The organism is Peteryoungia rhizophila (genome assembly GCF_004912145.1).
Taxonomy (GTDB): domain Bacteria; phylum Pseudomonadota; class Alphaproteobacteria; order Rhizobiales; family Rhizobiaceae; genus Allorhizobium; species Allorhizobium rhizophilum.
Map to the genome: position 1 here is coordinate 1,168,682 of NZ_STGT01000001.1, position 26,313 is coordinate 1,194,994.

Annotated in this window: 25 protein-coding genes; 18 read left to right on the top strand and 7 right to left on the bottom strand. The window is 62.3% G+C overall.

The annotated features are described in order from the left end of the window. Positions 1 to 116 precede the first annotated feature (116 nt). The 6 genes from mepA (at position 117) to E9677_RS05590 (ending at position 6,102) form a co-directional block, all read left to right on the top strand. The gene (mepA, locus tag E9677_RS05565; protein ID WP_136557050.1) at positions 117 to 1,178 is read left to right on the top strand and encodes a penicillin-insensitive murein endopeptidase; all 1,062 of its coding nucleotides are present in this window, start codon (positions 117 to 119) and stop codon (positions 1,176 to 1,178) included. Positions 1,179 to 1,265: 87 nt separating this feature from the next. Next, positions 1,266 to 1,646: a methylglyoxal synthase gene (locus E9677_RS05570; RefSeq protein ID WP_136557051.1), complete on the top strand. Its 381-nt coding sequence runs from the start codon at positions 1,266 to 1,268 to the stop codon at positions 1,644 to 1,646. A 28-nt stretch (positions 1,647 to 1,674) separates the two neighbouring features. Continuing rightward, complete coding sequence (locus E9677_RS05575) at positions 1,675 to 2,715, top strand: glucokinase (protein WP_136557052.1); 1,041 nt, start codon at positions 1,675 to 1,677, stop codon at positions 2,713 to 2,715. Positions 2,716 to 2,814: 99 nt separating this feature from the next. Beyond that, a complete protein-coding gene (locus E9677_RS05580; protein WP_136557053.1) occupies positions 2,815 to 4,614 on the top strand; it encodes an ABC transporter ATP-binding protein in 1,800 nt (599 codons plus the stop codon). Positions 4,615 to 4,632: 18 nt separating this feature from the next. Next, positions 4,633 to 5,445 carry a 4-hydroxy-tetrahydrodipicolinate reductase gene (gene dapB, locus E9677_RS05585; RefSeq protein ID WP_168801141.1) on the top strand — a complete coding sequence of 271 codons (813 nt, stop codon included), beginning with the start codon at positions 4,633 to 4,635 and terminating at the stop codon, positions 5,443 to 5,445. Between the two features lie 21 nt (positions 5,446 to 5,466). Further along, entirely contained in the window at positions 5,467 to 6,102 is a 636-nt protein-coding gene (locus E9677_RS05590; RefSeq protein ID WP_136557055.1) for a 2,3-bisphosphoglycerate-dependent phosphoglycerate mutase, read from the top strand. 69 nt (positions 6,103 to 6,171) lie between these two features. Here the strand turns inward: E9677_RS05590 and pcaD are convergent, their stop codons facing one another. Both pcaD and polA read right to left on the bottom strand, forming a co-directional pair. After that, a complete protein-coding gene (gene pcaD / locus E9677_RS05595; RefSeq protein WP_136557056.1) occupies positions 6,172 to 6,966 on the bottom strand; it encodes a 3-oxoadipate enol-lactonase in 795 nt (264 codons plus the stop codon). Between the two features lie 65 nt (positions 6,967 to 7,031). Further along, on the bottom strand, positions 7,032 to 10,007 hold the full coding sequence (gene polA, locus E9677_RS05600; RefSeq protein WP_136557057.1) for a DNA polymerase I: 2,976 nt from the start codon (positions 10,005 to 10,007) through the stop codon (positions 7,032 to 7,034). A gap of 426 nt (positions 10,008 to 10,433) precedes the next feature. Between polA and E9677_RS05605 the strand changes: the two genes are divergently transcribed. The 7 genes from E9677_RS05605 to dnaJ all read left to right on the top strand — a co-directional run bounded on the left by E9677_RS05605 (position 10,434) and on the right by dnaJ (position 19,388). Next, positions 10,434 to 10,880, top strand: coding sequence for a MarR family winged helix-turn-helix transcriptional regulator (locus E9677_RS05605; protein ID WP_136557058.1), 447 nt, complete (start codon positions 10,434 to 10,436; stop codon positions 10,878 to 10,880). Positions 10,881 to 10,986: 106 nt separating this feature from the next. Beyond that, on the top strand, positions 10,987 to 12,375 hold the full coding sequence (locus tag E9677_RS05610) for a dipeptidase (protein ID WP_136557059.1): 1,389 nt from the start codon (positions 10,987 to 10,989) through the stop codon (positions 12,373 to 12,375). Positions 12,376 to 12,689: 314 nt separating this feature from the next. Beyond that, entirely contained in the window at positions 12,690 to 13,148 is a 459-nt protein-coding gene (locus E9677_RS05615) for a YbaK/EbsC family protein (RefSeq protein ID WP_136557060.1), read from the top strand. A 181-nt stretch (positions 13,149 to 13,329) separates the two neighbouring features. Then, entirely contained in the window at positions 13,330 to 15,555 is a 2,226-nt protein-coding gene (locus tag E9677_RS05620; protein WP_136557061.1) for a transglycosylase domain-containing protein, read from the top strand. Between the two features lie 290 nt (positions 15,556 to 15,845). Next, entirely contained in the window at positions 15,846 to 17,759 is a 1,914-nt protein-coding gene (gene dnaK / locus E9677_RS05625) for a molecular chaperone DnaK (protein ID WP_136557062.1), read from the top strand. 146 nt (positions 17,760 to 17,905) lie between these two features. Beyond that, entirely contained in the window at positions 17,906 to 18,229 is a 324-nt protein-coding gene (locus E9677_RS05630) for a hypothetical protein (RefSeq protein ID WP_235882855.1), read from the top strand. A 4-nt stretch (positions 18,230 to 18,233) separates the two neighbouring features. Next, on the top strand, positions 18,234 to 19,388 hold the full coding sequence (dnaJ, locus tag E9677_RS05635; RefSeq protein WP_136557064.1) for a molecular chaperone DnaJ: 1,155 nt from the start codon (positions 18,234 to 18,236) through the stop codon (positions 19,386 to 19,388). Between the two features lie 67 nt (positions 19,389 to 19,455). Here the strand turns inward: dnaJ and E9677_RS05640 are convergent, their stop codons facing one another. After that, a complete protein-coding gene (locus tag E9677_RS05640; protein ID WP_136557065.1) occupies positions 19,456 to 19,707 on the bottom strand; it encodes a hypothetical protein in 252 nt (83 codons plus the stop codon). Positions 19,708 to 19,805: 98 nt separating this feature from the next. Between E9677_RS05640 and E9677_RS05645 the strand changes: the two genes are divergently transcribed. After that, a complete protein-coding gene (locus tag E9677_RS05645; RefSeq protein ID WP_136557066.1) occupies positions 19,806 to 20,420 on the top strand; it encodes a TetR/AcrR family transcriptional regulator in 615 nt (204 codons plus the stop codon). Here E9677_RS05645 and E9677_RS05650 read toward each other — a convergent pair. Both E9677_RS05650 and E9677_RS05655 read right to left on the bottom strand, forming a co-directional pair. Then, positions 20,414 to 20,623, bottom strand: coding sequence for a SlyX family protein (locus tag E9677_RS05650; RefSeq protein WP_136557067.1), 210 nt, complete (start codon positions 20,621 to 20,623; stop codon positions 20,414 to 20,416). The two genes, E9677_RS05645 and E9677_RS05650, sit on opposite strands and share 7 nt — an antisense overlap. 77 nt (positions 20,624 to 20,700) lie before the next feature. Continuing rightward, positions 20,701 to 20,988, bottom strand: coding sequence for a hypothetical protein (locus tag E9677_RS05655; protein ID WP_136557068.1), 288 nt, complete (start codon positions 20,986 to 20,988; stop codon positions 20,701 to 20,703). A 158-nt stretch (positions 20,989 to 21,146) separates the two neighbouring features. Here E9677_RS05655 and recF point away from each other — a divergent pair, with 158 nt between their 5' ends. The 3 genes from recF to E9677_RS05670 are packed head-to-tail and all read left to right on the top strand — an operon-like array spanning position 21,147 to position 23,548. Further along, on the top strand, positions 21,147 to 22,274 hold the full coding sequence (gene recF, locus E9677_RS05660) for a DNA replication/repair protein RecF (RefSeq protein ID WP_136557069.1): 1,128 nt from the start codon (positions 21,147 to 21,149) through the stop codon (positions 22,272 to 22,274). Positions 22,275 to 22,316: 42 nt separating this feature from the next. Further along, a complete protein-coding gene (locus tag E9677_RS05665; RefSeq protein WP_136557070.1) occupies positions 22,317 to 23,075 on the top strand; it encodes a molybdopterin-synthase adenylyltransferase MoeB in 759 nt (252 codons plus the stop codon). Beyond that, positions 23,072 to 23,548: a GNAT family N-acetyltransferase gene (locus E9677_RS05670; RefSeq protein ID WP_136557071.1), complete on the top strand. Its 477-nt coding sequence runs from the start codon at positions 23,072 to 23,074 to the stop codon at positions 23,546 to 23,548. The genes E9677_RS05665 and E9677_RS05670 overlap by 4 nt, the downstream gene beginning before the upstream one ends. Before the next feature lie 8 nt (positions 23,549 to 23,556). Here the strand turns inward: E9677_RS05670 and E9677_RS05675 are convergent, their stop codons facing one another. Then, positions 23,557 to 24,561, bottom strand: coding sequence for a 2-hydroxyacid dehydrogenase (locus tag E9677_RS05675; RefSeq protein WP_136557072.1), 1,005 nt, complete (start codon positions 24,559 to 24,561; stop codon positions 23,557 to 23,559). Positions 24,562 to 24,759: 198 nt separating this feature from the next. Between E9677_RS05675 and E9677_RS05680 the strand changes: the two genes are divergently transcribed. Beyond that, complete coding sequence (locus tag E9677_RS05680; RefSeq protein WP_136557073.1) at positions 24,760 to 25,302, top strand: SH3 domain-containing protein; 543 nt, start codon at positions 24,760 to 24,762, stop codon at positions 25,300 to 25,302. Here E9677_RS05680 and E9677_RS05685 read toward each other — a convergent pair. Further along, the gene (locus E9677_RS05685; protein WP_136557074.1) at positions 25,295 to 26,287 is read right to left on the bottom strand and encodes an adenosine kinase; all 993 of its coding nucleotides are present in this window, start codon (positions 26,285 to 26,287) and stop codon (positions 25,295 to 25,297) included. The two genes, E9677_RS05680 and E9677_RS05685, sit on opposite strands and share 8 nt — an antisense overlap. Between the last annotated feature and the right edge of the window lie 26 nt (positions 26,288 to 26,313).

Sequence of the window (26,313 nt, forward strand, 5' to 3'; positions counted from 1 at the left end):
AGTGAGCGGCGTCCCATCCGCAGATTCACCCCATTTCTCTTTCACGCTAGAGTGACAAGTGATTCACCCCGGGAACGACGACGGGGAAACCAGGACAGACCGGGGACAAACAGACGATGAAAACGACATGGGGCAGCCGCCCGATCGCCACGGCACTGATGCTCGCGGCGGCCTTCGCGACCGTGATCGGCGACACTGCCCTTGCCGAGGGCCGCCCGGCCAAGGAGCTTTTCGGTGGCATGGCTTTGCCGGCGAAGGCTGCTCCCTCGCCTTACGGGTCTTATGCCAAGGGCTGTATCGCCGGTGCCGTCGCCATTCCGACCGACGGGCCGACCTGGCAGGCGATGCGGCTGTCGCGCAACCGCCGCTGGGGCCATCCGCAGATGATCGCGCTGCTCGAACGCTTTTCCAGGGATGCGGTGCAGCTCGGCTGGGGATCGGGGATTCTGATCGGGGACATTTCGCAGCCGCGCGGCGGGCCAATGCTCTCGGGCCATGCCTCGCACCAGATCGGACTCGATGCCGATATCTGGTTCACGCCGAAGCCGGCGAGCCCGCTGTCGCCGCAGCAGCGGGAGGACATGCCATTCACCTCCATGCTGGAAAAGGAGAAGTTCCTGACCGTGGACCGGCGGCTTTGGACCAATACCCACGCTCAGGTCGTCGTGCAGGCCGCGAGCTATCCGCAGGTCGAGCGCATTTTCGTCAATCCGGCGATCAAGAAGAAGCTCTGTGACACCTGGACGGGCGATCGCTCCGTGCTCGGCAAGATCAGGCCGATCTACGGCCATGATGCGCATTTCCATATCCGTATGCGCTGCCCGGAAGGGGCTAGCGGTTGCAAGCCGCAGGCCGCCGTGCCGCCCGGCGACGGCTGCGACAAGTCGCTGGCCTGGTGGTTCACTAAGGAGCCATGGGCAGCACCGAAAAAGGAGCCGAACGCCAAGCCGGCGCCGAAGCCGAGAGCCACGCTGGTTTCCGAGCTGCCCAAGGCCTGCGCCATGGTGCTGGACGCCCGTGGACCATCGAGCGAGATGGAAGTGACCTATCAGGCGGGCGGTGGCGCAATGCCGAGCAGCGCTGCCTCGGCCTTCGTTGCGCCGAGTCCTGCGGCGGGCCAGGCCTTCGAGTTGCCAGCGGTCGTTCCCGTCCCCGCCCCGCGCCCTTCGGGCTGGTGAGCCATCGGTCCGAGATGCCTTTTCAAGTCCGGCAGGCTGCGCTAGATGGATTTATCAAATCGATTTAAATGAGCTGGGGGACCCGTAGTGAGCCGCACCCGTTGCATCGCCCTGATTGCGCATGACCAGAAGAAAGACGACATGGCGGAGTTTGCCAGGCGCAATCAGGCCAAGCTCATGTCATGGCGGATCGTGGCGACGGGTACGACGGGCGGCCGGATCAAGGACGCCGTTCCCGAACTCGACGTCACACGGTTAAAGAGCGGGCCGCTCGGCGGCGACCAGCAGATCGGCGCGTTGATCTCGACCGGTGAAGTGGACATGCTGGTCTTCTTCGTCGACCCCTTGACTCCCATGCCCCATGATGTGGATGTCAAGGCGCTGATGCGGCTGGCGACCGTCTACGACATTCCAATGGCGCTGAACCTCGCGACCGCAGACATTCTGATGCAGACCCTGACTGCCTGAGGCAGCAGGGCCCAAGACCGGACGGACCATGGCCCAGACACAGCGCGACGACCAACTCCCCTTTCCGATCCTGATCGGCGATATCGGTGGCACCAATGCCCGCTTTTCGATCCTGATCGACGAAAGCGGCGAGAGGATCAGCTTCCCCAATGTGGTGAACAAGGACTTCGCCACGATCGACGAAGCGATCCGGGTGAGCGTGCTGGAAACGACAAGCCACAAGCCGCGCTCACTGATCCTGGCACTGGCTGGTCCTATCAAGGGCGACGAGGTTCCGCTGACCAACTGCCCCTGGGTGGTCCGTCCGAAGGTTCTGATGGCCGATCTCGGCTTTTCGGATGTGCTGCTGCTGAACGACTTCGAGGCCCAGGCGCTCGCGGCGGCTACGCTTGGTATCGATGACCGACAGCATCTCGGTTCGCTGCACGATGCACCGCTCGGGTCACGCGTGGTGCTGGGTCCGGGTACTGGGCTCGGCGTCGCCGGCCTTGTCAGGGCGCGGGACATGTGGTTTCCGGTTCCGGGCGAAGGCGGACATGTGGATGTGGGGCCGCGCACAATTCGCGATCACCAGATCTGGCCGCACCTGACGCCGGTGCGCGACCCGAACGCAGCCCTCGGGCGCATCTCTGCCGAAGAACTTCTCTCCGGACGCGGCCTGATGAACATCTACCAGGCGCTCTGCAAAGCGGATGGAAACCTGACGCCGCGCTACGACGAACCGGCGGAGGTTTCGGCCGCTGGGATTTCCGGGGCGGATGCCCGTGCGGGCGAAGCGCTCAGCCTGTTTGCCACCTATCTCGGCCGGGTCGCCGGCGATCTCGCTCTCATTTTCATGGCAAAGGGCGGCGTGTTTCTCGCCGGTGGCATCTCGCCGAAGATCCTTCCGGCGCTGCAGAGCGGAGAGTTCCGGGCCGCCTTCGAGGACAAGGCGCCGCATCAGGCTCTGCTACACAGCATTCCGACCTTCGTCGTGACCCATCCCCAGGCCGCCTTGCATGGGCTCGCCGCCTTCGCGACCGCGCCTGCCGACTTCGGGCTGGCGACCGAGGGGCGCCACTGGCGCTGAGCGCCCACCGGTCCGCCTATGGTCAAAGCCGCCGCGACTGGCTATAGAGCGGCGGCGCCTGCGCGGGCGTGAAAGAGCAATCGCACAGGACATTTTTTCTTGGACGCCAGGAACACCGAAACCCGCAAGACGGATATCGAAAGCGTCTCCGCCATCCTGAAGCGCGTGATCGCGGAAAACGGACGCGAACACGTCAAGGGCTACGCCTTTGCCATCGTCTGCCTGCTGACGGTCGCCGCGACGACAGCCTTCACCGCCTGGATCATGGAGGCCGTGATCAACGAGGCTTTCGCCAACCGGCGGGCAGACCTTGTCTGGATCATCTGCGGATCGATCTTCGCGGCCTTCGTCATCCGTGGTTTTGCCGGCTATGGCCAGGCCGTGACGCTGTCGAAGATCGGTAACAACGTCGTTGCGCGCTACCAGAAAAGGCTGTTCTCACACCTGATGACGCTTTCGGTGGGCTATTTCAGCGAGTCCCGCTCAGCAAGACTTGCAGCGCAGATCAACGAGAACATCAACGGCATCCGCGACGTCCTGAACATGACGATCACGTCGCTTGCCCGTGATCTCGTTACCCTGCTCGCGCTTCTCGGCGTGATGTTCTACCAAGACATAATTCTCTCTTTGATCGTGTTTACCGTAGCCCCGCCGCTCTTTCTCGGCTTGCGCTACCTGTCCAGGCGCCTGCGCAGCGCGACGAGAGAATCCGTCATTCTCAATTCGCACGTGCTGGGCGCTATTCAGGAGACGGTTCAGGGCATTGCCATCGTTAAAGCCTTCACGATGGAAACCCAACTGCAGGAAAAGATCCAGTCAACGATCAATCAGGCCGAGGGTCGCGCCAACAGGATCGCACGCCTGAGTGAGCGCAACGGCCCGCTGACCGAGGCAGTCGCCGGATTTTCCATCGCTGGAGTGATGGCCTATGCCGCTTATCAGTCCATTTATGGCGGCGTGTTGCCAGGCGCATTCTTCTCCTTCGTCACCGCGCTGCTGCTCGCTTACGAGCCAGCCAAGCGCTTGGCGCGATTGCAGGTTCACATGGAACGTGCCGCCGTCAACGCCCGGATGATTTATGAAATCCTCGACATGGAGCCGCACCAGAGTGACAAGCCGGGTGCTATCGGCCTGTCCGTGACGGATGCGAAGATCGAATTCCGCGATGTCACCTTCGGCTATGGCTCCAACCCGCCTGTTCTGCGCAAGCTCAACTTCACTGCGGAAGGCGGCAAGACGACAGCACTGGTGGGGCCTTCGGGCGCGGGCAAATCGACCGTCATCACACTTGTTCCGCGCTTTTACGATCCGGCCAGCGGCGAAATCCTGATCGATGGGCAGAATATTGCAAACGTGACGAAGTCGTCGCTCCGCCAGCATCTCGCCTATGTCTCGCAGCAGCCATACCTCTTCGAAGGTACGATCCGTGACAACATTCGCTATGGACGCCCTGAAGCTACCGATGCCGAGATCGAGGATGCGGCACGGCTCGCCAATGCCCATGACTTCATCCTCGCGCAGGCACAGGGATATGACACACCCGTCGGCGAAAACGGCGTGACGCTCTCCGGCGGCCAGCGGCAGCGGCTGTCGATTGCGCGCGCTCTGGTGCGCAATGCGCCGATCCTGTTGCTCGACGAAGCGACGTCAGCGCTCGACACGGAATCGGAAGCCGCCGTGCAGCAGGCGCTCGACGCCGCGATGGCCGGGCGTACCGTCATCGTCATCGCGCACCGCCTGTCGACCGTCGTCAATGCCGACAAGATCATCGTCATGCAGGCGGGCGAAGTGGCCGAGGAAGGCACGCATGAGAGCCTTGCACAGCAGCCGGGCGGTCTCTACGCTCGCCTCAACAATCTGCAGGCCGCGCCGAACGGTCTGCACAGCATTCAGGAATAGACCCGCATGGATACGCCCATGAAGCTCGTCGTCGTCGGTGCCGCAGGCCGGATGGGCAAGACGCTGATCAAGCTGATCTGCGACACGCCGGGCGTGGTGTTGCATGCGGCGGTCGAACGAGCGGGCTCTGTGGTTCTCGGACAGGATGCCGGCGAACTGGCGGGTGTGCCGAAACTCGGTGTTGCCGTCACCGACGATCCGCTGGCGGCTTTCGTCCATGCGGATGGCGTGATCGACTTCACCACACCGGCGTCGACCGTCGAATTCGCGGCACTCTCCGCACAGGCGCGCATCGTGCATGTGATCGGCACCACCGGCTGCCTGCCGGAGCATGAGGAGAAGATCGACGCGGCAGCAAGGCATGCGCGGGTCGTGAAGTCGGGCAATATGAGCCTCGGCGTCAACCTGCTCTCGGTTCTGATCAAGCAGGCGGCGCGCGCGCTCGAAGCCTCCGGCTGGGATATCGAGGTGCTGGAAATGCACCACAAGCACAAGGTCGATGCACCCTCCGGCACGGCGCTTCTGCTCGGCGAAGCAGCGGCTGAAGGCCGCGGCATTGCGCTTGCCGATCATTCGGTCAGGGTGCGCGACGGCCATACCGGGCCGCGCGAGGAAGGGTCGATCGGCTTTGCCACGCTGCGCGGCGGCTCCGTGATCGGTGAACACTCCGTGCTGTTTGCCAGCGAAGGTGAGATGGTGACCCTGTCTCACAGTGCGACCGACCGTTCGCTCTTTGCTCGTGGTGCGCTGAAAGCCGCGACCTGGGCCCGGGACAAGAAGCCCGGACGCTATACCATGCTCGACGTGCTCGGGCTCAACTCCACCCCCTGATCGTCAAGAGAGGAATTGTCGATGACCGGTACACTCGTGCTCGTGCGCCATGGCCAGAGCGACTGGAACCTGAAGAACCTGTTCACAGGCTGGCGTGATCCGGACCTGACTGAACTCGGCGTGACGGAAGCCAACGCCGGCGGCAAGGCGCTTGCCGATTACGGCATCAAGTTCGACATCGCGTTCACGTCCGTCCTGACGCGCGCGCAGAAAACCTGCAACATCATCCTCGAAAACGTCGGTCAGACCGGTCTTGAGACGATCAAGGACGAGGCGCTGAACGAGCGCGACTACGGCGATCTTTCCGGTCTCAACAAGGACGATGCGCGCGCCAAGTGGGGCGAGGAGCAGGTGCATATCTGGCGCCGGTCCTATGACATCCCGCCGCCGGGCGGCGAAAGCCTGCGCGACACCGGTGCGCGCGTCTGGCCCTATTACATGACCGAAATCCTGCCCCGCGTGCTGCGCGGCGAGAAGGTGCTGGTGGCTGCCCACGGCAATTCGCTGCGCTCGCTGGTGATGGTGCTCGACAAGCTGACCAAGGAGCAGATCCTCAGCGTCAATCTCGCGACCGGCATTCCTATGGTCTACAAGCTGAACGCGGATTCGACTGTGGCTTCCAAGGAAGTTCTGGGCGACATGTCCGGCGCTCACTAAGCGCTGTCACCTGCCCTAACATGAAAGAAGCCGCCCATGAGGCGGCTTCTGCATTTCTAGAGACTATTCTCAGTTCGCTTGCTTGCGCATGAAGCCCTGGATCAGCTCGGCGAGCGCCTCCGGCTGTTCGACCGAGGGGATATGGGCGCAGTCGTCGATCACCTCGAAACGCGCGTCCGGCACGAGCTGCGAACCGGCTTCGACGGTGGCGGGCGGCGTCGAGCCATCCTGGTCGCCGACGACGAAGAGGGTGGGCACAGTGATGGTCGGCAGGACGTCGGAGAAATCCGTGTCGCGCAGGGCGGCGCAGGTCGAGAGATAGCCGGCCTTTGACTGGCGCGTCATCATCAGACGGTAGCCTGCCAGTTCGTCGGCGCGGTCTTCGTGGAAGGCCGGTGTAAACCACCGCGCCATGGCGCTGTCGGCGGCACTTTCGATCCCGTCTTTCTCGATGCCGGCGATGCGCTCGGCCCAGATCTCGGCCGTACCGATGCGGGGTGCGGTGTCGCAGAGGATAAGCCTGCGGAACAGGTCCGGCCGCTCCTGCCAGAGGCCTTGGCAGACGAGACCGCCGACGGAGAGGCCGCAGAAAGTGGCCTTGCGGATGCCGAGTTCGTCGCAGAGGGTCGCGAGATCCGAGACCAGATCGGCCATGCCGAAGGGCTTGTCGGCACCGCCGGAGAGGCCGTGGCCGCGGCTGTCATAGAACAGCACCGAGACGTCGTCGCCGAGTTCATCGAAGAGCGGCAGCCAGATGCGGAAGTCGGTGCCGAGCCCGTTTGAAAAAACGATCAGGTTCTTGGCTTTCGCCTCCCCGATCAGCTCGTAATGGACGACATTGCCGTTGATGGTGGTGAAAGCCAAATCTCATACTCCTGTGGGGCCGTTCTCGACCCCGTTGTTTTCGTTTCGGCCGAAGCCGGGAATTCTCAGTGCGCCTCGTCCCAATTGTGGGCGGCGCGGGCGTCGACCTTGAGCGGCACGCGCATGGAGACGGCCGGCATGGCGGCGTTTTCCATGATGTCGACGATGACAGGCATTGCGGTATCGACGGCCTCGTCCTCGACCTCGAAGATCAGTTCGTCATGCACCTGCAGCAGCATGCGGCACCGTTCGGCAAGACCCGCAGCCACGAGTGCGGGTTCGATCTGGATCATGGCGCGACGAATGACGTCGGCGGCCGAGCCCTGGATCGGGGCGTTGATCGCGGCGCGTTCGTTGAAGGCGCGCATGGAGGGGTTGGACGACTTGATTTCCGGATAATGCGCGCGGCGGCCGAAGATGGTTTCCACATAGCCCTTTTCGCGGGCGAAGGCCTTGGTGCTCTCCATGTAGTCCTTGATGCCGGGGAAGCGCTCGAAATATTTCTTGATGTAGTCGCCGGCTTCCGAACGCTCGATGCTCAGCTGGTTGGCAAGACCGAAGGCGGAGATACCGTAGATGATGCCGAAGTTGATTGCCTTGGCGCGGCGGCGGACGTCCGACGGCATGCCTTCGACCGGCACGCCGAACATTTCCGACGCCGTCATCGCGTGAATGTCGATGCCATCGGCGAAGGCCTGACGGAGCTGCGGGATGTCGGCGACATGAGCTAGGACGCGCAGTTCGATCTGGCTGTAATCGGCCGACAGGAGCTTGTGGCCGGGCGTCGAGATGAAGGCCGTGCGGATCTTGCGGCCTTCGGCGGTGCGGACCGGGATGTTCTGCAAGTTTGGTTCCGACGATGACAGGCGGCCGGTGGTGGTCGATGCCAGGGAGTAACCCGTGTGGACCCGCTTCGTCTGTGGGTGCACGTAGCCGGGAAGCGCGTCGGTATAGGTGGATTTCAGCTTTGTGAGCTGGCGCCAGTCGACGATCTTGCGCGGCAGCGGCGCGCCTTCGGCGGCGAGGTCTTCCAGAACCTGGGCGGAGGTCGACCATTGGCCGGTCTTGGTCTTGGAGCCACCGGGCAGGCCCATGCGACCGAACAGGATATCGCCGAGCTGCTTGGGTGAGCCGATGTTGAAGCGCTCGCCGGCGAGTTCGTAAACCTCGTCCTCGGTGGCCGCGGCCTTCTGGGCGAGTTCGCCTGACAGGCGGGAGAGGATCTGGCGGTCGACGGTGATGCCGCGCTCTTCCATATGGGCGAGCACCGGCACCAGCGGGCGCTCAAGACGCTCGTAGATGCGGGTCAGGCCTTCTGCGGCCAAGCGGGGTTTCAGCACCAGCCAAAGGCGCAACGTCACATCAGCATCCTCGGCGGCATAGGCCGTAGCGCGATCGATGTCGACGAGATCGAAGGTGATGGAAGATTTGCCGGAGCCGGCAACGTCCTTGTAAGGGATCGGGGTGTGGCCGAGCCATTTCTCCGACAGGCCGTCCATGCCGTGATTGCCCTTGCCGGCGTCGAGCACGTAGGACATCAACATGGTGTCGTCGAAAGACTGGAGCGTGACGCCGTGGCGCTTCATCACCAGGTAGTCGTATTTGAGGTTCTGCGCGACCTTGAGCACGGAGGGGTCTTCCAGCAGACCCTTCAATGCCGCGAGCGCATCCTTCATCGGGATCTGGCCCTCGGCATGACCGCCGCCAAGGAGATCGCCGATGCCGGTCTTGTGGGTCAGCGGGATATAGGCGGCGCGAATGTCGGTCGATCCCGGTGACAGGACGTTGTCCTGGATCGCAAGCGAGACGCCGACGAGTTCGGCCTGCATCGGATCGAGCGACGTCGTCTCGGTGTCGAAGGCGACGAGGCCGGTTTCGCGGGCAGCGGCGATCCAGAGTTCGAGGGTCTCGATGTCGCGGATCGTCACATATGTGCTGGTATCGATAGGCTTGCCGGCGAATGCATTGGCCCGGCTCGCTACGAGATCGGCCGGGGTGTTGCCGTCGGGGCTAGCTGCCGAGGCAGCAGCGGCTGTCGCTGAATTCGGCGACGCGGACGCCGCAGGCGCTTCGCCGGCGTCGAGATCGGGACCGCGGGCGGCGTCACCCCATTCGACTGGAACGGCGGCCGGTTCGATGGCCCCGGCATCGCAATCGCAGACCTCGGCCACACGACGCGTAAGCGTGGTGAACTCCATCGCCTTGAGGAAGCCGATGAGCTTCGGCCCGTTCTGCGGCTCCAGCACCAACTCCTCGAGCTTCATGTCGATCGGCACGTCGGTGCGCAGTTCGACGAGCTGGCGGGAGAGCCGGGCGAGCTCAGCATTGGCGACGATGTTTTCGCGGCGCTTGACCTGCTTGATCTCACCGGCGCGGGCGAGCAGCGTTTCCAGATCGCCGAATTCTTCCAGAAGCTGGGCTGCTGTCTTCGGGCCGATGCCGGGGATGCCAGGGACATTGTCGGTCGAATCGCCCGTCATCGCCTGGAGATCGATCATTTTTTCCGGCGGCACACCCCATTTCTCGATGACATCGGGAATGCCGATCTGCTTGTCCTTCATCGCGTCGTACATATGCACATTCGCGGTCACGAGTTGCATCAGGTCCTTATCGGAGGAGACGATCGTGACGTCTGCGCCGGTCGCTTCCGCCTGGCGGGCATAGGTGGCGATGATGTCGTCGGCCTCGAAACCTTCAGTCTCGATGCAGGGCAGGTTGAAGGCGCGTGTGGCGTGGCGGATCAGGCCGAACTGCGGGATGAGGTCCTCAGGAGGAGCCGATCGGTTCGCCTTGTAGAGCGGGTAGATTTCCTTGCGGAAGGTCGTCGACGAATAGTCGAAGATGACGGCCAGATGGGTCGGCGTCACCCCAACATCGGTGTTGCGGGCATCCCGCAGGAGCTTCCACAGCATGTTGCAGAAGCCGGAGACCGCGTTGACGGGAAGACCGTCCGACTTGCGGTTGAGGGCCGGGATGGCGTGGAAGGCGCGGAAGATGAAACCGGAGCCGTCGACGAGGAAGAGATGATCGCCTTTTTTCATGTCGGCATGGATAGCGCGGGGCGGCTGAAACGTCCATGATGGTTTGCCGCAAGGCACGCAAAATCGCGCTGCAAGACCGATCAGATCCGTCCAACGGATCACACCAGACCATCACGAAAAGCTTACCGATTTGTAATCCCGTCTTCCCTTGAAAAACCACATTCCAAGCCACAAATCTTAGTCATCGGCGCCTGATCACGCCGTAGTCTGAAAGAGGCTCGTCCCCCGCCGCTTCAGACTTGGACAAAGGCCTTATCCCCCTCTCCGGGCCTTTGTCCCTATATTCTGGAGCCGTCGTGGCAGTCCCCCGCCTAAAGCCACGGCGGCTTCCGTCCCTCTCTGCGAAAACCCAAAATTAGTCAGCCTCGGAAATGGATCGCATGCGATCATTCCCGAACGACGAACCACGACGACGTGTCGAGTGCCATGGCCCATGACCGTACGATCCCCGACCGCTCCGAATCCGCCACATGGTTGGCGAGCCAGCTGGCACGTGGTTTCACCCGCGCGCTGCACGCACGCGCGGCCAAGCTCGGCTTCTCTCCGGGTCAGTTTCCGATCCTGATCGAACTCTGGGAGGAAGAAGGGCTGACCCAGAGGCAGCTTCTCGACCGCGTCGACGTGGAACAGGCGACGATCGCCAACACGCTCGCGCGCATGGAGCGCGACGGGCTGATCGAGCGCCGTGTGCATCCCACGGACAAGCGGGCGCAACAGATCTTCCTGACAGCGAAGGCGCGCGACATGCGCGAGGAAGCGCTTGCTGCGGCCGATGAGGCGGAACAAGCTGTCTTCCGCGGTTTTCGCCGCTTCGAGAAGGAATTACTCAAGGAATACATACGCTGGGCGATCGCCAACGCGCGAAAGCTGTGAGCGGACGTTGATAGTGTGTTGAGAAAAATTCGCGGTCAGAACGCCTCGAAACATGAGGAGGTTTGGTCTATCGTCCGCCGCACTTTCAAATTTGCAGGACATGACCATGACCGATCTCTCCCCCATCCTCGCCAAGGCTGACGAGGCCCTGCCGCAGAGCCTCGAGCGCCTGTTCGATCTCGTGCGCATCCCGTCGATCTCGACGGATCCGGCCTATAAGGCCGATTGCCGCAAGGCCGGCGAGTGGCTGGTTTCTGCCCTCTCCGAGCTGGGCTTCGAGGCCTCGCTGCGGGATACGCCCGGTCACCCGATGGTGGTGGCCCATCACGCGGCCGATGCGGCCGACGCACCGCACGTGCTGTTTTACGGCCATTACGACGTGCAGCCGGTCGATCCGCTCGATCTGTGGGAAGACGATCCCTTCGCGCCCGCGATCAAGGAAAAGGACGGCCGCAAGATCATCACCGGTCGCGGCACCTCCGACGACAAGGGGCAGTTGCTCACCTTCGTCGAGGCCTGCCGCGCCTACAAGGCGGTGAAAGGTTCGCTGCCGGTCAAGATCACCATCCTGTTCGAGGGCGAAGAAGAATCCGGCTCGCCATCGCTGAAGCCGTTCCTCGCTGCGAATGCCGACGAGCTGAAGGCAGACTTTGCGCTGGTCTGCGACACCAGCATGTGGGATCGCGAGACGCCAGCGATCGCTGCGGCCCTGCGTGGCCTCGTCGGCGAAGAAGTCACCATCATCGCAGCCGACCGCGACCTGCATTCGGGTCTCTTCGGCGGTGCCGCTGCCAATCCCGTTCATATCCTGACCAAGATCCTCGCCGATCTGCATGATGAAACCGGCAAGGTCACCCTTCCCGGCTTCTATGATGGTGTCGAGGAGACGCCCGCCAACATCAAGGCCTCCTGGGAGAGCCTGGGGCGGACGGCGGAGAGCTTCCTCGGCGAGGTGGGCCTGTCGGTCCCCGCTGGTGAGAAGGGCCGTTCCGTGCTGGAACTCACCTGGGCGCGTCCGACGGCCGAAGTGAACGGCATTATCGGCGGTTATACCGGCGAGGGATTCAAGACCGTGATTGCGGCCAAGGCCTCGGCGAAGATCTCGTTCCGTCTGGTCGGGACGCAAGATCCCGCCAAGGTGCGCGAGAGCTTCCGCGCCTTCGTACAGGCCCGCATTCCCGCTGACTGCAAGGTGGAGTTCCATGAACATGGCGGTTCGCCGGCCATCCAGCTCTCCTATGATTCGCCGGAACTGACCAAGGCGAAGAACGCGCTGTCGGATGAATGGCCGAAGCCGGCCGTGATCATCGGCATGGGCGGCTCGATCCCGATCGTCGGCGACTTCCAGAAGATGCTGGGCATGGATTCGCTGCTGGTCGGCTTTGGCCTGACCGACGACCGCATCCATTCGCCGAACGAAAAGTATGATCTCAACTCGTTCCACAAGGGCATCCGCTCGTGGATCCGCATCCTTGACGCGCTCGCAAACGGCTGAGGCCAGAAAAGCAAAAAGGCCGGTCAAAAACCGGCCTTTCCTTTACGCTTCTACGCTTGCCTGCCAGTACATCCGTGGTCAGGGACGGAAACGTGCCATTCGATGTCTCGGATGTTGGCCCACCTTCGTGAACCGCATCCCGGATCTTGATGATCGCTCTGGATGCTTAACAACCGGTTAAGCGTTTTGAAGTTCCTGGAACAGGATTTCTGCAAACGCTCTATCGTCTGGTGATCTAGAGATGGGGATGCTCGATCCGGCTTTCAAGATGCGTGCGCTTGAAAAGCCTTGAGCGCTCCGGTTAGACTTCTCCCATGAGCCTCGAATCCGTCCGACAGTTCTTCCGGGAAAAAGCACCCGACATCTCCGTCATCGTCACCGAGGCAAGCTCCGCGACCGTGGCGCTTGCAGCCGAGGCACATGGCGTGGAGCCGGACCAGATCGCCAAGACGATCTGCCTGAGGATCGGCGACGACGTGGTTCTCGTCGTCACGGCCGGCACAAAGCGGCTCGACAATCGCAAGTTCAAGGACCGTTTCGGCGTGAAGCCGCGCATGCTCGATGCCGAAGCGGTGGTCGAGGCAACGAGCCATCCTGTCGGTGGTGTCTGCCCCTTCGGCCTGCCCTCACCGCTCAAGGTCTATGGCGATCTGTCGCTCAAGGCCTTCGACGAAGTAGTGCCAGCAGGTGGTGCGACCAATGCTGCGGTGAAAATCGCACCGGAGCGGATGATTGCCTTGGTCAATGGCGATTGGGCGGATCTCTGCCAGTAGGTTCACGGAGCGTTCAAGGCTTGTTTACGGGGCTTTAACCACCCCTTAAATCGCCGCATTTACTGTGCAATTGCGCGATCATGCATGTCAGCACAGGTTTGATCGCCCGACGTTTCTTGAAGCAATTTTCGTGCATGCTTCCAGGCATTGCACACCGAACATCTGGAGCACGACCACCGCAATGGTGAGCCGAGGAAAATCCCGCGACCGCATTGAGCCGAGCTTCGACAACGAGCGCGAGGACGAGGATTTTCGGCTGGATGCGGACGACCGCGTCATCGGCAGCCGCCGGGCAAAATCGGGTGGCAAGAAAACGGGATCCACGGCCAAGCGGGGCAAGTCGAGCAATCCGAGATGTCGCAAGGCCCAAAGCAGTGGCGTTGGTTTCGGTCTCGGCAAGCTGATCTATTGGGGTTTCGTATTTTCCATCTGGTGCGGGATCGCCGTCGTTGGGCTTGTCGCCTATTACGGCTCGCAGATGCCGAGCGCCAGCAGCTGGTCGATCCCCGAACGTCCGCCGAACATGAAGATCGTGTCCGTCGAGGGCACGGTCATCGCCAATCGCGGCGCGACCGGCGGGGAAGCCCTGCCGCTCGAGGAAATGTCGCCCTTCATTCCGCAGGCGGTGATGGCGATCGAAGACCGGCGCTTCTACTCGCATTTCGGCGTCGATCCGCTGGGGCTTGCGCGTGCGATCGTTACCAACGTCACGAATGGGCGGGCGGTGCAGGGCGGCTCGACGCTCACCCAGCAGCTGGCCAAGAACCTCTTCCTGTCGCCTGAGCGTACCATCGAGCGCAAGGTGCAGGAAGTGCTGCTCGCCTTCTGGCTTGAGCAGAAATACACCAAGGACCAGATCATGGCGATGTATCTGAACCGGGTGTTTTTCGGCTCCAACGCTTACGGCGTGGAAGCCGCATCACGGCGCTATTTCAACAAGTCTGCGCGTGACGTGAACCTCGGAGAAGCAGCACTTCTGGCGGGCCTCCTGAAGGCGCCGTCAAGGCTGTCGCCGGCGCGTGATCCGGAAGCGGCGGAGGCGCGGGCCCAGGTCGTGCTGCAGGCCATGCTCGAAGAGGGCTATATCACCGCCGACGAGATCAAGACGGCGATGTCGCAGCCGCCGACCAAGGCGAAGCGCTACTGGAGTGGTGCCGGCCAGTATGTCGCAGACCTCGTGCGCGACGAGGTGACCCTGCTGATCGGCCAGGTGACCGAGGACATCCTCGTCGAGACCACGATCGACATGACGCTCGAAAAGAAGGCGGAAGCGGCGCTGACGGAATCGCTGTCGGCCGAGGGTGCGAAGGTCAACGCCTCGCAGGCCGCACTTGTCTCCATCGACGGAACGGGCGCGATCCGCGCATTGGTTGGGGGACGCGACTATTCGGAGAGCCAGTTCAACCGTGCCGTCAAGGCCAAACGCCAGCCTGGATCGGCCTTCAAGCCCTTCGTCTATGCGGCAGCCGTCGAAAACGGGCTGCGTCCGACATCCGTGCGCAACGATGCGCCGATCCGGATCGGCTCCTGGACACCTGAGAATTACGACCAGAAGTATAGGGGACAAGTGACCGCCACACAGGCGCTGGCAGAATCGCTGAACACGATTGCGGCCCAGCTGGTGATGGAAGTCGGGCCTGATCAGGTGATCAAGGTGGCGCATCGGATGGGGATCGAATCGGAGTTACAGAACAATGCATCGATCGCGCTCGGCACGTCGGAAGTCTCGCTGCTCGAGCTGACGGCCGCTTATGCACCCTTCATGAACGGCGGATACAAGGCGACACCGCATATAGTGCGCCGGATCTCGAAGGCCGACGGCTCGCTGCTCTACGAGAACAACTATCTCGAGCCGCCCAAGGTGCTCAACGATGGCGTTGTGGCTGCCATGAACGGCATGATGCGCGATGTCATCGACCACGGGACGGGAAAAAATGCGCGGCTTTCGGGCTGGGAAGCGGCCGGCAAGACCGGTACGACACAGTCTTTCCGCGATGCCCTCTTCGTCGGCTATACGAGCAACCTGACAACCGGCATCTGGTTCGGCAATGACGACGGCCAGTCGATGAAGAAGGTCACCGGTGGCGGCCTGCCGGCCAAGGCCTGGCATGATTTCATGACGGCGGCTCATCAGGGGCTTGCGCCTGCCCCGCTACCGGGCGGCGACTTCATCGAACCAGCACCCGCCCAGGACCCGATGACGATCGGCACGATCATCTCCGACGTACTGCAGGGAGGTGGCGAAGAGCGCTATTCGGGCGATCCCGTCTATGCGGAGCAGTATCCTGCGGAGCCGGCTCCATCCGGGAACTTCAACAGCTCGCAGGGGCCGGTTCCTCCAGCGGAAGTCGGCGCGACACAGGGCACGCGACGCACCACGCTTCTCGACTTGATCCTCGGACAATAACGCCCACATGTAGACGGCGAAACGCCGTCGGCTTGACGCAAGGCCGGCGCACTAGCATACCCGGTCGACAAGGGACGGACAGCCGGCGCAAAACACATGAACGCGGTGCGCCAATCTGTTCTTTTTTACCGGTTTTCGGCGGATTTCCAGCCTTGCAGTCGGAAAAACCGCTTCTTATATACGCGACATAACCGCAGCGGCGCTGCAGTATATCCCAGACCATCCACGTCGAGGGGCTATCAGGAATGCCTGATTGGGGTTCCGACGGCCTGCTTCAAGGAGAGAATGACATGGCTAAAGTAATCGGTATCGACCTTGGAACGACCAATTCCTGCGTCGCCGTCATGGACGGCAAGGATGCAAAGGTCATTGAGAATTCGGAAGGCGCTCGTACCACGCCTTCGATGGTTGCATTTTCGGACGATGGCGAACGCCTCGTCGGCCAGCCGGCCAAGCGCCAGGCGGTCACCAACCCGACCAATACGCTCTTCGCCGTCAAGCGCCTGATCGGCCGCCGTCACGAAGATCCGACGGTCGAAAAGGACAAGGGCCTGGTTCCCTTCCCGATCATCAAGGGTGACAATGGCGACGCCTGGGTCGAAGCTCAGGGCAAGGGCTATTCGCCCTCGCAGATCTCGGCCATGATCCTCCAGAAGATGAAGGAAACGGCAGAAGCCTATCTCGGCGAAAAGGTCGAAAAGGCCGTCATCACCGTTCCGGCCTACTTCAACGACGCGCAGCGCCAGGCAACCAAGGATGCCGGCCGCATCGCGGGTCTTGAAGTTCTGCGTATCATCAACGAGCCGACCGCTGCAGCACTTGCCTATGGTCTCGACAAGACGGAAGGCAAGACCATTGCCGTCTACGACTTGGGCGGCGGTACCTTCGATATTTCCGTTCTGGAAATCGGCGACGGCGTCTTCGAAGTGAAGTCGACCAACGGCGACACCTTCCTTGGCGGTGAAGACTTCGACATGCGTCTCGTCGAATATCTCGCAACCGAGTTCAAGAAGGACCAGGGCATCGACCTGAAGGGCGACAAGCTTGCCCTGCAGCGCCTGAAGGAAGCCGCTGAAAAGGCCAAGATCGAGCTGTCCTCCTCGCAGCAGACTGAAATCAACCTGCCCTTCATCACGGCAGACGCTTCCGGCCCGAAGCACCTGACGATGAAGCTGACCCGTGCCAAGTTCGAAAGCCTGGTCGACGACCTCGTCCAGCGCACGATCGCACCTTGCAAGGCAGCCCTCAAGGATGCCGGCGTCACCGCTGCCGATATCGACGAAGTCGTTCTGGTCGGCGGCATGAGCCGCATGCCGAAGGTGCAGGAAGTCGTGAAGCAGCTGTTCGGCAAGGAGCCGCACAAGGGCGTCAACCCGGATGAAGTCGTCGCTCTCGGCGCTGCCATCCAGGCCGGCGTTCTGCAGGGTGACGTCAAGGACGTGTTGCTGCTCGACGTGACCCCGCTGTCGCTCGGCATCGAAACGCTTGGTGGCGTCTTCACTCGTCTGATCGACCGCAACACGACGATCCCGACGAAGAAGAGCCAGGTCTTCTCGACCGCCGACGACAATCAGCAGGCCGTGACCATCCGTGTTTCGCAGGGCGAGCGCGAAATGGCCCAGGACAACAAGCTGCTCGGCCAGTTCGACCTCGTCGGCCTGCCGCCGTCGCCGCGTGGCGTTCCGCAGATCGAAGTCACCTTCGACATTGACGCCAACGGCATTGTCCAGGTTTCGGCCAAGGACAAGGGCACCGGCAAGGAACAGCAGATCCGCATCCAGGCTTCTGGTGGTCTCTCCGACGCCGATATCGAAAAGATGGTGAAAGACGCCGAAGCCAATGCCGAGGCCGACAAGCAGCGTCGTGCCGTGGTCGAAGCCAAGAACCAGGCCGAAAGCCTCGTCCACTCCACCGAGAAGTCGGTCAAGGAGTATGGCGACAAGGTTTCGGAGACCGACCGCAAGGCGATCGAAGATGCGATTGCTGCCCTCAAGGCCGCAACCGAAGCTTCCGAACCTTCTGCTGAAGACATCACGGCCAAGACCCAGACCCTCATGGAAGTCTCCATGAAGCTGGGCCAGGCCATCTACGAGTCCCAGCAGGCCGAGGGTGGCGCAGGCGACGCCGATGGCGGCGGTGACGACAACGTGGTCGATGCCGATTATGAAGAAGTGAAGGACGAAGACGCGAAGAAGTCGGCCTGATGCAGGGTCGCTTCGGACGCCGTTCGACGTGCTGGCTGGCCCTTGGGCCAGCCGCCATCTCGTTGATCCTGACGACCAGTGCCGTGGCACAGGACAGGGGGCAGGTCAGCGCCGTTCACCGCCAGGTGAGCGCCGCCGAGGCCAGAGTGGCCAAGGCGATCTCCGCGAAGGACAGCAATTCCCTTTCCCGCCTCGGCAACGAACTCGGCAAGATCATCGAAACCGCGCTTCAGCGACGCGAGAACGGTGGCGAAGTCTCGTCCTGTGACATGGCTGCGCATTCTCTGGCGTTCGCGGCCGTCACATCCGCCGACGGCCTGATCAGCAGGGGCGAGGCGCGCAAGCTCCTGATGCAGGATGCGATTTCCGCAGCGTCTGATTTTCAAAAAGACATGCAGGCATGCGACAGGCAGGCCAGCAAGGCAGCGGGCAGCCACACGAGCGTCGTGAAAGCTTTGAGGGCTTTGTAAGACTATGGCAAAGGCAGATTTCTACGAGACCCTTGGGGTCGGCCGTACGGCAGACGAGAAGGAGCTGAAAAGCGCCTTCCGCAAGCTAGCGATGAAATACCACCCGGACAAAAACCCGGGAGACGATGAGGCGGAAAAGAAGTTCAAGGAACTCAACGAGGCCTATGAAACCCTGAAGGATCCGCAGAAGCGGGCGGCCTATGACCGCTTCGGCCACGCTGCCTTCGAACAGGGTGGCATGGGTGGCGGCTTCGGCGGTGGCGGCGGTGGTTTTGCCGGCGGCGGCGGATTTTCCGACATCTTCGAGGACATCTTCGGCGAAATGATGGGCGGTGGCCGCGGCGGTCGTGCTCGCTCCAGCGGCGGCCGCGAACGCGGTGCCGACCTGCGCTACAACATGGAAATCAGCCTCGAAGAAGCCTTTACCGGCAAAACGGCGCAGATCCGGGTTCCCACCTCGATCACCTGTGACGTCTGCACGGGATCGGGCGCAAAGCCCGGGACGCAGCCCAAGACCTGCACGACTTGCCAGGGTTCCGGCCGCGTACGCGCCGCGCAAGGCTTCTTCTCGATCGAACGCACCTGCCCGACCTGTCATGGTCGCGGCCAGACGATCAGCGATCCCTGCACGAAGTGCAACGGCCAGGGCCGGATGACCGAAGAACGGTCGCTGTCGGTCAATATTCCGTCGGGCATCGAGGACGGTACACGCATTCGCCTGCAGGGCGAGGGCGAGGCCGGACTGCGCGGTGGTCCGTCGGGTGATCTCTACATTTTCCTGTCGGTGAAGCCGCACGAGTTCTTCCAGCGTGACGGGGCGGATCTCTACTGCTCCGTTCCGATCTCGATGACGACGGCGGCACTCGGCGGCACCTTCGATGTGGTGACGCTGGATGGGACAAAGTCGCGTGTGACGGTTCCGGAGGGCACCCAGCCCGGCAAGCAGTTCCGCCTGAAGGGCAAAGGCATGCCGGTCCTTCGCTCGACGCAGATTGGTGATCTCTACATCCAGATCCAGATCGAGACGCCGCAGAAGCTGACGAAGCGGCAGCGCGAACTGCTGCAGGAATTCGAGCAGCTGTCGTCGAAGGAGAACAATCCGGAATCGACGGGCTTCTTTGCCCGGATGAAGGATTTCTTCGACACGCTCAGCGACTGAGCTCGGCAGAGTGAAGACAAGATTTGCAAGGGGCGGGCCAACAAGGTCCGCCCCTTTTGCATGGGCGTCAGGCGAGGAGGCGCGGCTGGCGTAGGATGAACCAGGCGAAGTGCTTCTGGATCGTGGGTGCGATTCCATAAACGATCGACAGCACCATGATCGGTGCCAGGAGAGCCGTGCGAGCCCAGATCGGCCAGCCCTCGGTCAGCGGCATGAGCACGTAGAGAATGGCGGTGACAAAGGGGTAGATCACTAGGAGCATCAGAAGGGCGAGCCGATGCTTGGAAGGTGTGGGACGCTGCGCAGACGGGATGGACATGGGAGGCTCCATAAGAACGATACGTTTCGTTTATATTGAAACGGGCCGTTTCGTTCAATAGATTTTTCTGCTAGGGATCGGGCAAAGGAGCATCGACTGTGACGAGCATCATACCCGACATCACAAAGCGCACGTCGATCGGCGCGCAACGGAACCCCGCTAGCGAGGAGGCGATCCTCACAGCTGCGGCCGAGATCCTCAGCGAAGGCGGGCTGTCCGCCTTTTCCATCGAAGCGGTGGCGCGGCGAGCCAAGGCCGGAAAGCCGACCATCTATCGCTGGTGGCCCTCCAAGGCGGCGCTGCTGCTCGACGTCTATCATCGACAGAAGGGAGAGACCTTCTATCCCGACACCGGGAGCACGCGGGGGGACCTGATCGCCTTCCTCGAGACCCTGCTCGGATTCTGGACGAAGAGCGGTGGAGAGGTGTTTCGGTCGATCATTGCCGAGGCGCAGAGCGACCCAGCGGCGTTGGAGGCGCTGCGCGACTATGCGGTAACGCGTTGTCGGGCAAGCGGCATCATCCTGGAGCGGGGAGTGGCGCGCGGAGAGATCCAGGCCGATCTCGACATTCCGCTGGTCATGGAGCTGTTCTCCAGCTTCTGCTGGCAGCGACTGCTGACCGGGCGCCTGGATGCATCACGCGAACAGCTCTCGCATCTCGTCGATGCGGTGCTGACCGGCTTCGCGACGCAGAACCGCCACGCTCAGTAGTGTGGCGGTCGGGTGATGGCGGGGGCTTCGAGGCCCTGCTCTTCCAAGGACAGGAAACGCTCCGTCAGACGATCCAGCTTTGCGCGGGTTTGCTCGACTATCTTCCACTGTTCCGTCAGCTGGTCCGACAGTTCCTCGATCACACGCGTCTGATGCGCAACGGTCTCTTCCAGACGCGTGATGCGTTCTTCCTGCGTGTCCATGGCTTTCTCCATCGTCTCGATACGGCCTAGATGCCGCAAGACGCGGGCGCGGTCAAACGCCGTCGGGCGCGATGCCTTCAGCGCTGCTTCTTCCTGCGATAGGGCATGGCCATGACGGCCGATGCCGTGACGGCGGCGGCAAAGATCAGTGCGAGGGGAACTGCCAGCATGATGGTCGGCAAGATCGGGTGGCTGGACCGGGCGAGCGACGTGCCAAGCCCGCCGAAATCGAGCCAGACGATGGCGAAGGCCACCAGAAAACCCAGGGCCGCACCGAAACTGGCATTGAGCGCGAGGAAGCCCAACATCTCCCAATGGTCTCGGCGGGCTTCTTCGGGTGTCAGATCATCGGGATGGAGGGGCATGGCAAAGCCTCCGGCTTGGGTGTTCTGTCAAACTACAGTGATGGCTGGAGAGTTCCATGTCGCCAAGCGCCGCATGCCCTGTTCGACCAGAGATTGGCGCTTGCGCCTTGCCATCGACAGTCAATCGGCCTAGCTCAAGGCGACAACGATTCCGACCGATGACCCAGAAGACACAGATCCACCGGCTCAAACTCAGCGATTTCCGCAACTACACGCAGGCCGGCCTTTCGCTGGACGGGCGGCATGTGGTGCTGGTCGGCGACAATGGTGCGGGCAAGACCAATTTCATGGAGGCGATCTCCTTCCTGTCGCCGGGGCGCGGTCTTCGCCGCGCCGTACTCGCCGATATTCCAAGGCTTGGAGCCACGGGAAGCTTCACGGTCTTTGCCGCGATCGACGGAATGGCAGGTGAAGCCGATATCGGCACCGGTACCGAGACCACGGAAGAGGACAATCTGGTCCGCCGGCTGAGGATCAACGGCGCGGCTGCGAAATCTGTCGATGAACTCACCGATCATCTGCGGATCCTCTGGCTGACCCCGGCCATGGATGGGCTGTTCACCGGCCCATCGGCAGACAGGCGTCGCTTCCTCGACCGGCTGGTGCTGTCGCTCGACCCCGCCCATGGGCGGCGCGCGAACGACTTCGAGCGGGCGATGCGGAGCCGCAACCGGCTCCTGTCGGAAGGGCGCTTCGATCCGAGCTGGCTCTCCGGCATCGAACAGCAGATGGCAGCCCTCGGGGTCGCGATGGCCGCGGCGCGGCGGGAGATGCTCGGCCTGCTTTCAGGCCTTATAGAAGCGGATCGGGAAACATCCGCATTTCCTTCCGCATCCCTGTCTCTCAACGGTTTCCTCGATGACCTCGCCGACCTGCCGGCCTTCGAGTTCGAAGAGCGGTATATCGAGATCCTCGCTCAGTCGCGTCACCGGGATGCTGCGGCAGGACGGACGCTGGACGGGCCACATCGGGCCGATCTGATCGTGCGGCACATCGAAAAGGATATGGATGCGGAGCGCTGTTCGACCGGCGAGCAGAAGGCACTGCTGATCGGGCTCATACTCGCCCATGCTCGGCTGGTGGCGACGATGACCGGATTTGCACCGATCCTGCTGCTCGACGAGATTGCAGCGCATCTTGACGAAGGGCGGAGGGCAGCCCTGTTCGAACGCATCGACGCACTCGGCGGACAGGCCTTCATGACGGGAACCGACAAGGCGATGTTCTCGGCGCTGGGTGAGCGCGCGCAGTTCGTCACCGTGCGGGATGGAGGTCTCGATGGCTGACACGACTTTTCATCGCCCCGCTCGGGTGGCAAGGTGACGCCCATGGATCCGCTGTCGCCCGAAGAACTCTCTCGCTATCACCGCCATATCCTGCTGCCGGAAGTGGGTGGCCATGGGCAGCAATTGCTCAAAGCAGCGCGCGTCATGGTGATCGGCGCCGGCGGGCTCGGCTCGCCTGTGCTGCAATATCTCGCGGCAGCGGGTGTCGGTACGCTCGGGATCGTCGACAATGATGGCGTGTCGCTGTCCAATCTCCAGCGGCAGGTCATTCATGACACGGGAACGCTCGGGGAGAGAAAAACCGAAAGTGCCGCCCAGGCCATTGCGAGGCTCAACCCGCATTGCCGGATCATGCGGTATGAGGAGCGCTTCGATGCCGGTTTCGCGCGGGACTATCTTCCGCGCTATACGCTGCTGATCGACGGGTCCGACAATTTTTCCACGCGCTACGCGGCAGCTGATGCGGCCGAGCTTGCGAAGGTGCCGCTGGTGACGGGGGCAGTCGGGCGGTTCGACGGGACCGTGACGGTGTTGAAGCCGTATGAGAATGGTCCCGATGGCGAGCTCCATCCCCGCTACACCGACCTCTTCCCCGAACCGCCCCCCGAAGGCCTCGTGCCGGCCTGTGCGGAAGCGGGTGTGATCGGGGCGCTGACCGGTGTGATCGGCACGCTGATGGCGATGGAGGCGATCAAGGTGATCACCGGCATCGGCGAGCCTTTGGTCGGGCGGCTGTTGATGTATGACGGGCTCGCGGCCCGCTTCGATACTATTCGCTACAAGCGACGGGCTGGCGCATGAGCGTGAACATCAGCCGGATCGACGACAGCTTCTCATGCTTCGAGGAATTGCTGGCGCTGATTATGGGCTCCTTCGCCTATATGGACGGCGTGATCGACCCGCCCTCCTCTGCCCATCGGCTGACTGTCGCAACACTCCAGGACAAAGTCCGAGACGAGATCGGGCTGACTGCTGAGATCGACGGGCGACTGGTCGGCTGCGCTTTCTTAAGGCCGGAACCAGATTTCCTCTATGTCGGCAAGCTGGCGGTTTCGCCTGAGGCCCAGGGGGCCGGCATCGGCAGCCGATTCCTCGCCGAGGCCGAGGCTATCGCTCGACAGATGCGCAAGCCCGCCCTGCGGCTTGAGACCCGGATCGAACTGACGGGCAACCACCGTCGTTTCGCAGCCTGGGGCTTCGTCCGGACGGCAGAGAAGTGCCATGCAGGCTACGATCGCACCACCTTTATCGAGATGCAGAAGCTCCTGTCCTGACGGTATCGTCAACCCCTGCTCGGCAGGACACGGTTCGGCGGCCGGTGGCCGTCGAAATAGGTGCGGATATTGATGATCACCTTGTCGCCCATGTCGATGCGGCCTTCGATCGTGGCCGAGCCGGTATGCGGCAGGAGCACGACCTTGCCCTCATTGGCGAGCTTCACCAGCTTCGGATTGACCGCAGGTTCGTTCTCGAACACGTCGAGGCCGGCACCGGCAATCTTGCCGGCGCGCAACGCCTGGACCAGCGCATCCTCGTCGATGATGTCGCCACGGGCGGTATTCACAACATAGCTGGTGGGCTGCAGCAGGGCGAGCCGACGGGCGGAGAGCAGGTGGAAGGTTGCCGGCGTGGAGGGGCAGTTGACCGAGACGATGTCGACGCGGGCGAGCATCTGGTCGAGGCTGTCCCAATATGTCGCTTCCAGCTCGTCCTCGGTCGCCGGATTGACCCGCTTGCGGTTGTGATAATGGATCGACAGACCGAAGGCCTTGGCGCGACGCGCAACAGCCGTGCCGATGCGGCCCATGCCAATGATGCCAATGCGCTTGCCCGAGATACGGCGACCGAGCATCCAGGTGGGCGACCAGCCTTCCCATTCGCCCGGCTTGTCCATGAGGACACGCGCGCCCTGCACGAGGCGGCGCGGCACGGCCAGGATCAGCGCCATGGTCATGTCGGCCGTATCTTCGGTGAGCACGTTCGGCGTATTGGTGACGGTAATGCCCTGTTTGGCTGCGGCATCAATGTCGATGTGATCGGTACCGTTCGAGAAACTGGCAATCAGCTTCATCTGCGGGCCGGCTTCGGCAATGAGGGATGCATCGATTCGGTCGGTAACGGTCGGCACCAGAACGTCCGCCGTCCGGACGGCCTCGATCAATTCTTCGCGCGTGCGCGGCGTGTCATCGACGTTCAACTCGGCTTCGAACAGCTCGCGCATGCGCGTTTCCACGGCATCGGGCAGTTTCCGCGTGATATAGACCTTGGGTCTTTTCCTGTTCGTCATGGGCCGCATCAATGCCTTCTTCAGAACTCGTTAACCAAGTCGCGGGATACTCGCCACTCAGGAAGGCAATTTCTACCAAACCCGTCGGCGAAGACAAACAAAACTCGTCGGATCGTGACGGATTTGTCCGGAACCCGCTTGTCGCGCCACGGATCGGTCAGAAAGTACTTCATTTCCAGAGCTTAGCCCGGGATGACCATGTTTCATAACCTGTGCCGCGTCAGTCTTGCATTCGGCGTCCTGCTGCTGTCTCTGATGGCCGGGCTGAGCGTCGGTCATGCGCAGTCCACGACCAAGGGTTCCAGCGGCCTACCCTTGCCGCGCTTCGTCAGCCTCAAGGCGGAGAGGGTCAATCTTCGTATCGGTCCAAGCACCGACTACGCGGTTTCCTGGCGCTACATGAAATCCGGTCTGCCGGTCGAGATCATCCGCGAATACGAGAACTGGCGGCAGATCCGCGATGCGGATGGCACCGAGGGTTGGGTCAACCAGACACTGCTCACCGGTGAGCGGACAGCCGTGGCCGCCCCCTGGATGCGCGGCAATGGCGAGGATGTCTACGTCATGATGCGGCGCGACTCGAACTCGTCCGCCGCCGTCACCGCAAAGCTCGAGCCCGGCGTCGTGCTGAAACTCGGCGAATGCAACGGCAACTGGTGCCGCGCCGAGACCAGTGGTGTCAGCGGTTGGGTCTCGCAAAACGAGATCTGGGGCGCTTATCCCGGCGAGGCCTTCAAATAAGGCCGATCTCCGCTGCACCCTTTTTCAGGGACATCATCGGGCGCGGGCCGATCTGCTGGATGACGACGCCCGCGGCATAGCAGCCGAGATGGGCGCAGTCTTCGAGGCTCCGGCCATTGGTGTAACCGAACAGGAAGCCGGAGGCGAAGAGATCGCCGGCGCCCGTGGTGTCGGTGACAGTCTCCACCTTGGTCGCCGGCACACGGATGCGCTGATCGTTCTTGACGATCACCGCCCCCTGATCGCCCATGGTGACGGCGGCGAGCTTGCAATCCTTTGCAATGCGGTCGAGGGCTTCGGCAAAATTGTCGGTCTCGTAGAGCGAGAGCGCTTCCTGCTCGTTGGCAAAGACGATATCGACCGTGCCGGAGCGCATCAGATCGAGGAATTCGGCGCGGTATCGGCCGACGCAGAAGCTGTCGGAGAGCGTCATCGACATTTCCCGGCCGGCTTCATGGGAAATGCGGGCACAATCGAGGATCGCCTGCTTGGCGCGCGGCGGATCCCAGAGATATCCTTCGAAATAAGTGACCTTGGATTTTGCCACGACTTCCGGTTCCACGTCTTCTGGACCGAACTCGACGCAGGCGCCGAGATAGGTGTTCATCGAACGCTCGCCGTCTTCGGTGACGAAGATCATGCTGCGGGCGGTCGGCGGCTGGCTGCCCAGCGGGCGGGTTTCGAAATGCACGCCCTGGGCGCGAATGTCATGGGTGAAGATTTCGCCGAGCTGATCTTCCGCGACCTTGCCGAAATAGGCGGCCTTGCCACCGAAATTCGCGATACCGGCTGCTGTGTTGCCGGCGCTGCCGCCAGAGGCTTCCACCGCCGGTCCCATCATGGCGTAAAGCCTTTCGGCACGTTCCGCGTCGATCAGGTTCATGGCGCTTTTGGTGATGCCGTTGTCGATCAGAAACTGGTCGTCGCAGCGAGAAATAATGTCGACGATCGCGTTTCCGACAGTCAGGACATCGAACTGGCTCATAGGGTCCGGGGCTCCGTTTGCTTGCC

Excerpts from the sequence above, each read along its gene's own strand:
- mepA (WP_136557050.1), top strand. The coding sequence starts at position 117 with ATGAAAACGACATGGGGCAGCCGCCCGATCGCCACGGCACTGATGCTC.
- E9677_RS05575 (WP_136557052.1), top strand. The coding sequence starts at position 1,675 with ATGGCCCAGACACAGCGCGACGACCAACTCCCCTTTCCGATCCTGATC.
- dapB (WP_168801141.1), top strand. The coding sequence starts at position 4,633 with ATGAAGCTCGTCGTCGTCGGTGCCGCAGGCCGGATGGGCAAGACGCTG.
- E9677_RS05590 (WP_136557055.1), top strand. The coding sequence starts at position 5,467 with ATGACCGGTACACTCGTGCTCGTGCGCCATGGCCAGAGCGACTGGAAC.
- polA (WP_136557057.1), bottom strand. The coding sequence starts at position 10,007 with ATGAAAAAAGGCGATCATCTCTTCCTCGTCGACGGCTCCGGTTTCATC.
- E9677_RS05605 (WP_136557058.1), top strand. The coding sequence starts at position 10,434 with ATGGCCCATGACCGTACGATCCCCGACCGCTCCGAATCCGCCACATGG.
- E9677_RS05610 (WP_136557059.1), top strand. The coding sequence starts at position 10,987 with ATGACCGATCTCTCCCCCATCCTCGCCAAGGCTGACGAGGCCCTGCCG.
- E9677_RS05615 (WP_136557060.1), top strand. The coding sequence starts at position 12,690 with ATGAGCCTCGAATCCGTCCGACAGTTCTTCCGGGAAAAAGCACCCGAC.
- E9677_RS05620 (WP_136557061.1), top strand. The coding sequence starts at position 13,330 with ATGGTGAGCCGAGGAAAATCCCGCGACCGCATTGAGCCGAGCTTCGAC.
- dnaK (WP_136557062.1), top strand. The coding sequence starts at position 15,846 with ATGGCTAAAGTAATCGGTATCGACCTTGGAACGACCAATTCCTGCGTC.
- dnaJ (WP_136557064.1), top strand. The coding sequence starts at position 18,234 with ATGGCAAAGGCAGATTTCTACGAGACCCTTGGGGTCGGCCGTACGGCA.
- E9677_RS05640 (WP_136557065.1), bottom strand. The coding sequence starts at position 19,707 with ATGTCCATCCCGTCTGCGCAGCGTCCCACACCTTCCAAGCATCGGCTC.
- E9677_RS05650 (WP_136557067.1), bottom strand. The coding sequence starts at position 20,623 with ATGGACACGCAGGAAGAACGCATCACGCGTCTGGAAGAGACCGTTGCG.
- E9677_RS05655 (WP_136557068.1), bottom strand. The coding sequence starts at position 20,988 with ATGCCCCTCCATCCCGATGATCTGACACCCGAAGAAGCCCGCCGAGAC.
- recF (WP_136557069.1), top strand. The coding sequence starts at position 21,147 with ATGACCCAGAAGACACAGATCCACCGGCTCAAACTCAGCGATTTCCGC.
- E9677_RS05665 (WP_136557070.1), top strand. The coding sequence starts at position 22,317 with ATGGATCCGCTGTCGCCCGAAGAACTCTCTCGCTATCACCGCCATATC.
- E9677_RS05670 (WP_136557071.1), top strand. The coding sequence starts at position 23,072 with ATGAGCGTGAACATCAGCCGGATCGACGACAGCTTCTCATGCTTCGAG.
- E9677_RS05675 (WP_136557072.1), bottom strand. The coding sequence starts at position 24,561 with ATGACGAACAGGAAAAGACCCAAGGTCTATATCACGCGGAAACTGCCC.
- E9677_RS05680 (WP_136557073.1), top strand. The coding sequence starts at position 24,760 with ATGTTTCATAACCTGTGCCGCGTCAGTCTTGCATTCGGCGTCCTGCTG.
- E9677_RS05685 (WP_136557074.1), bottom strand. The coding sequence starts at position 26,287 with ATGAGCCAGTTCGATGTCCTGACTGTCGGAAACGCGATCGTCGACATT.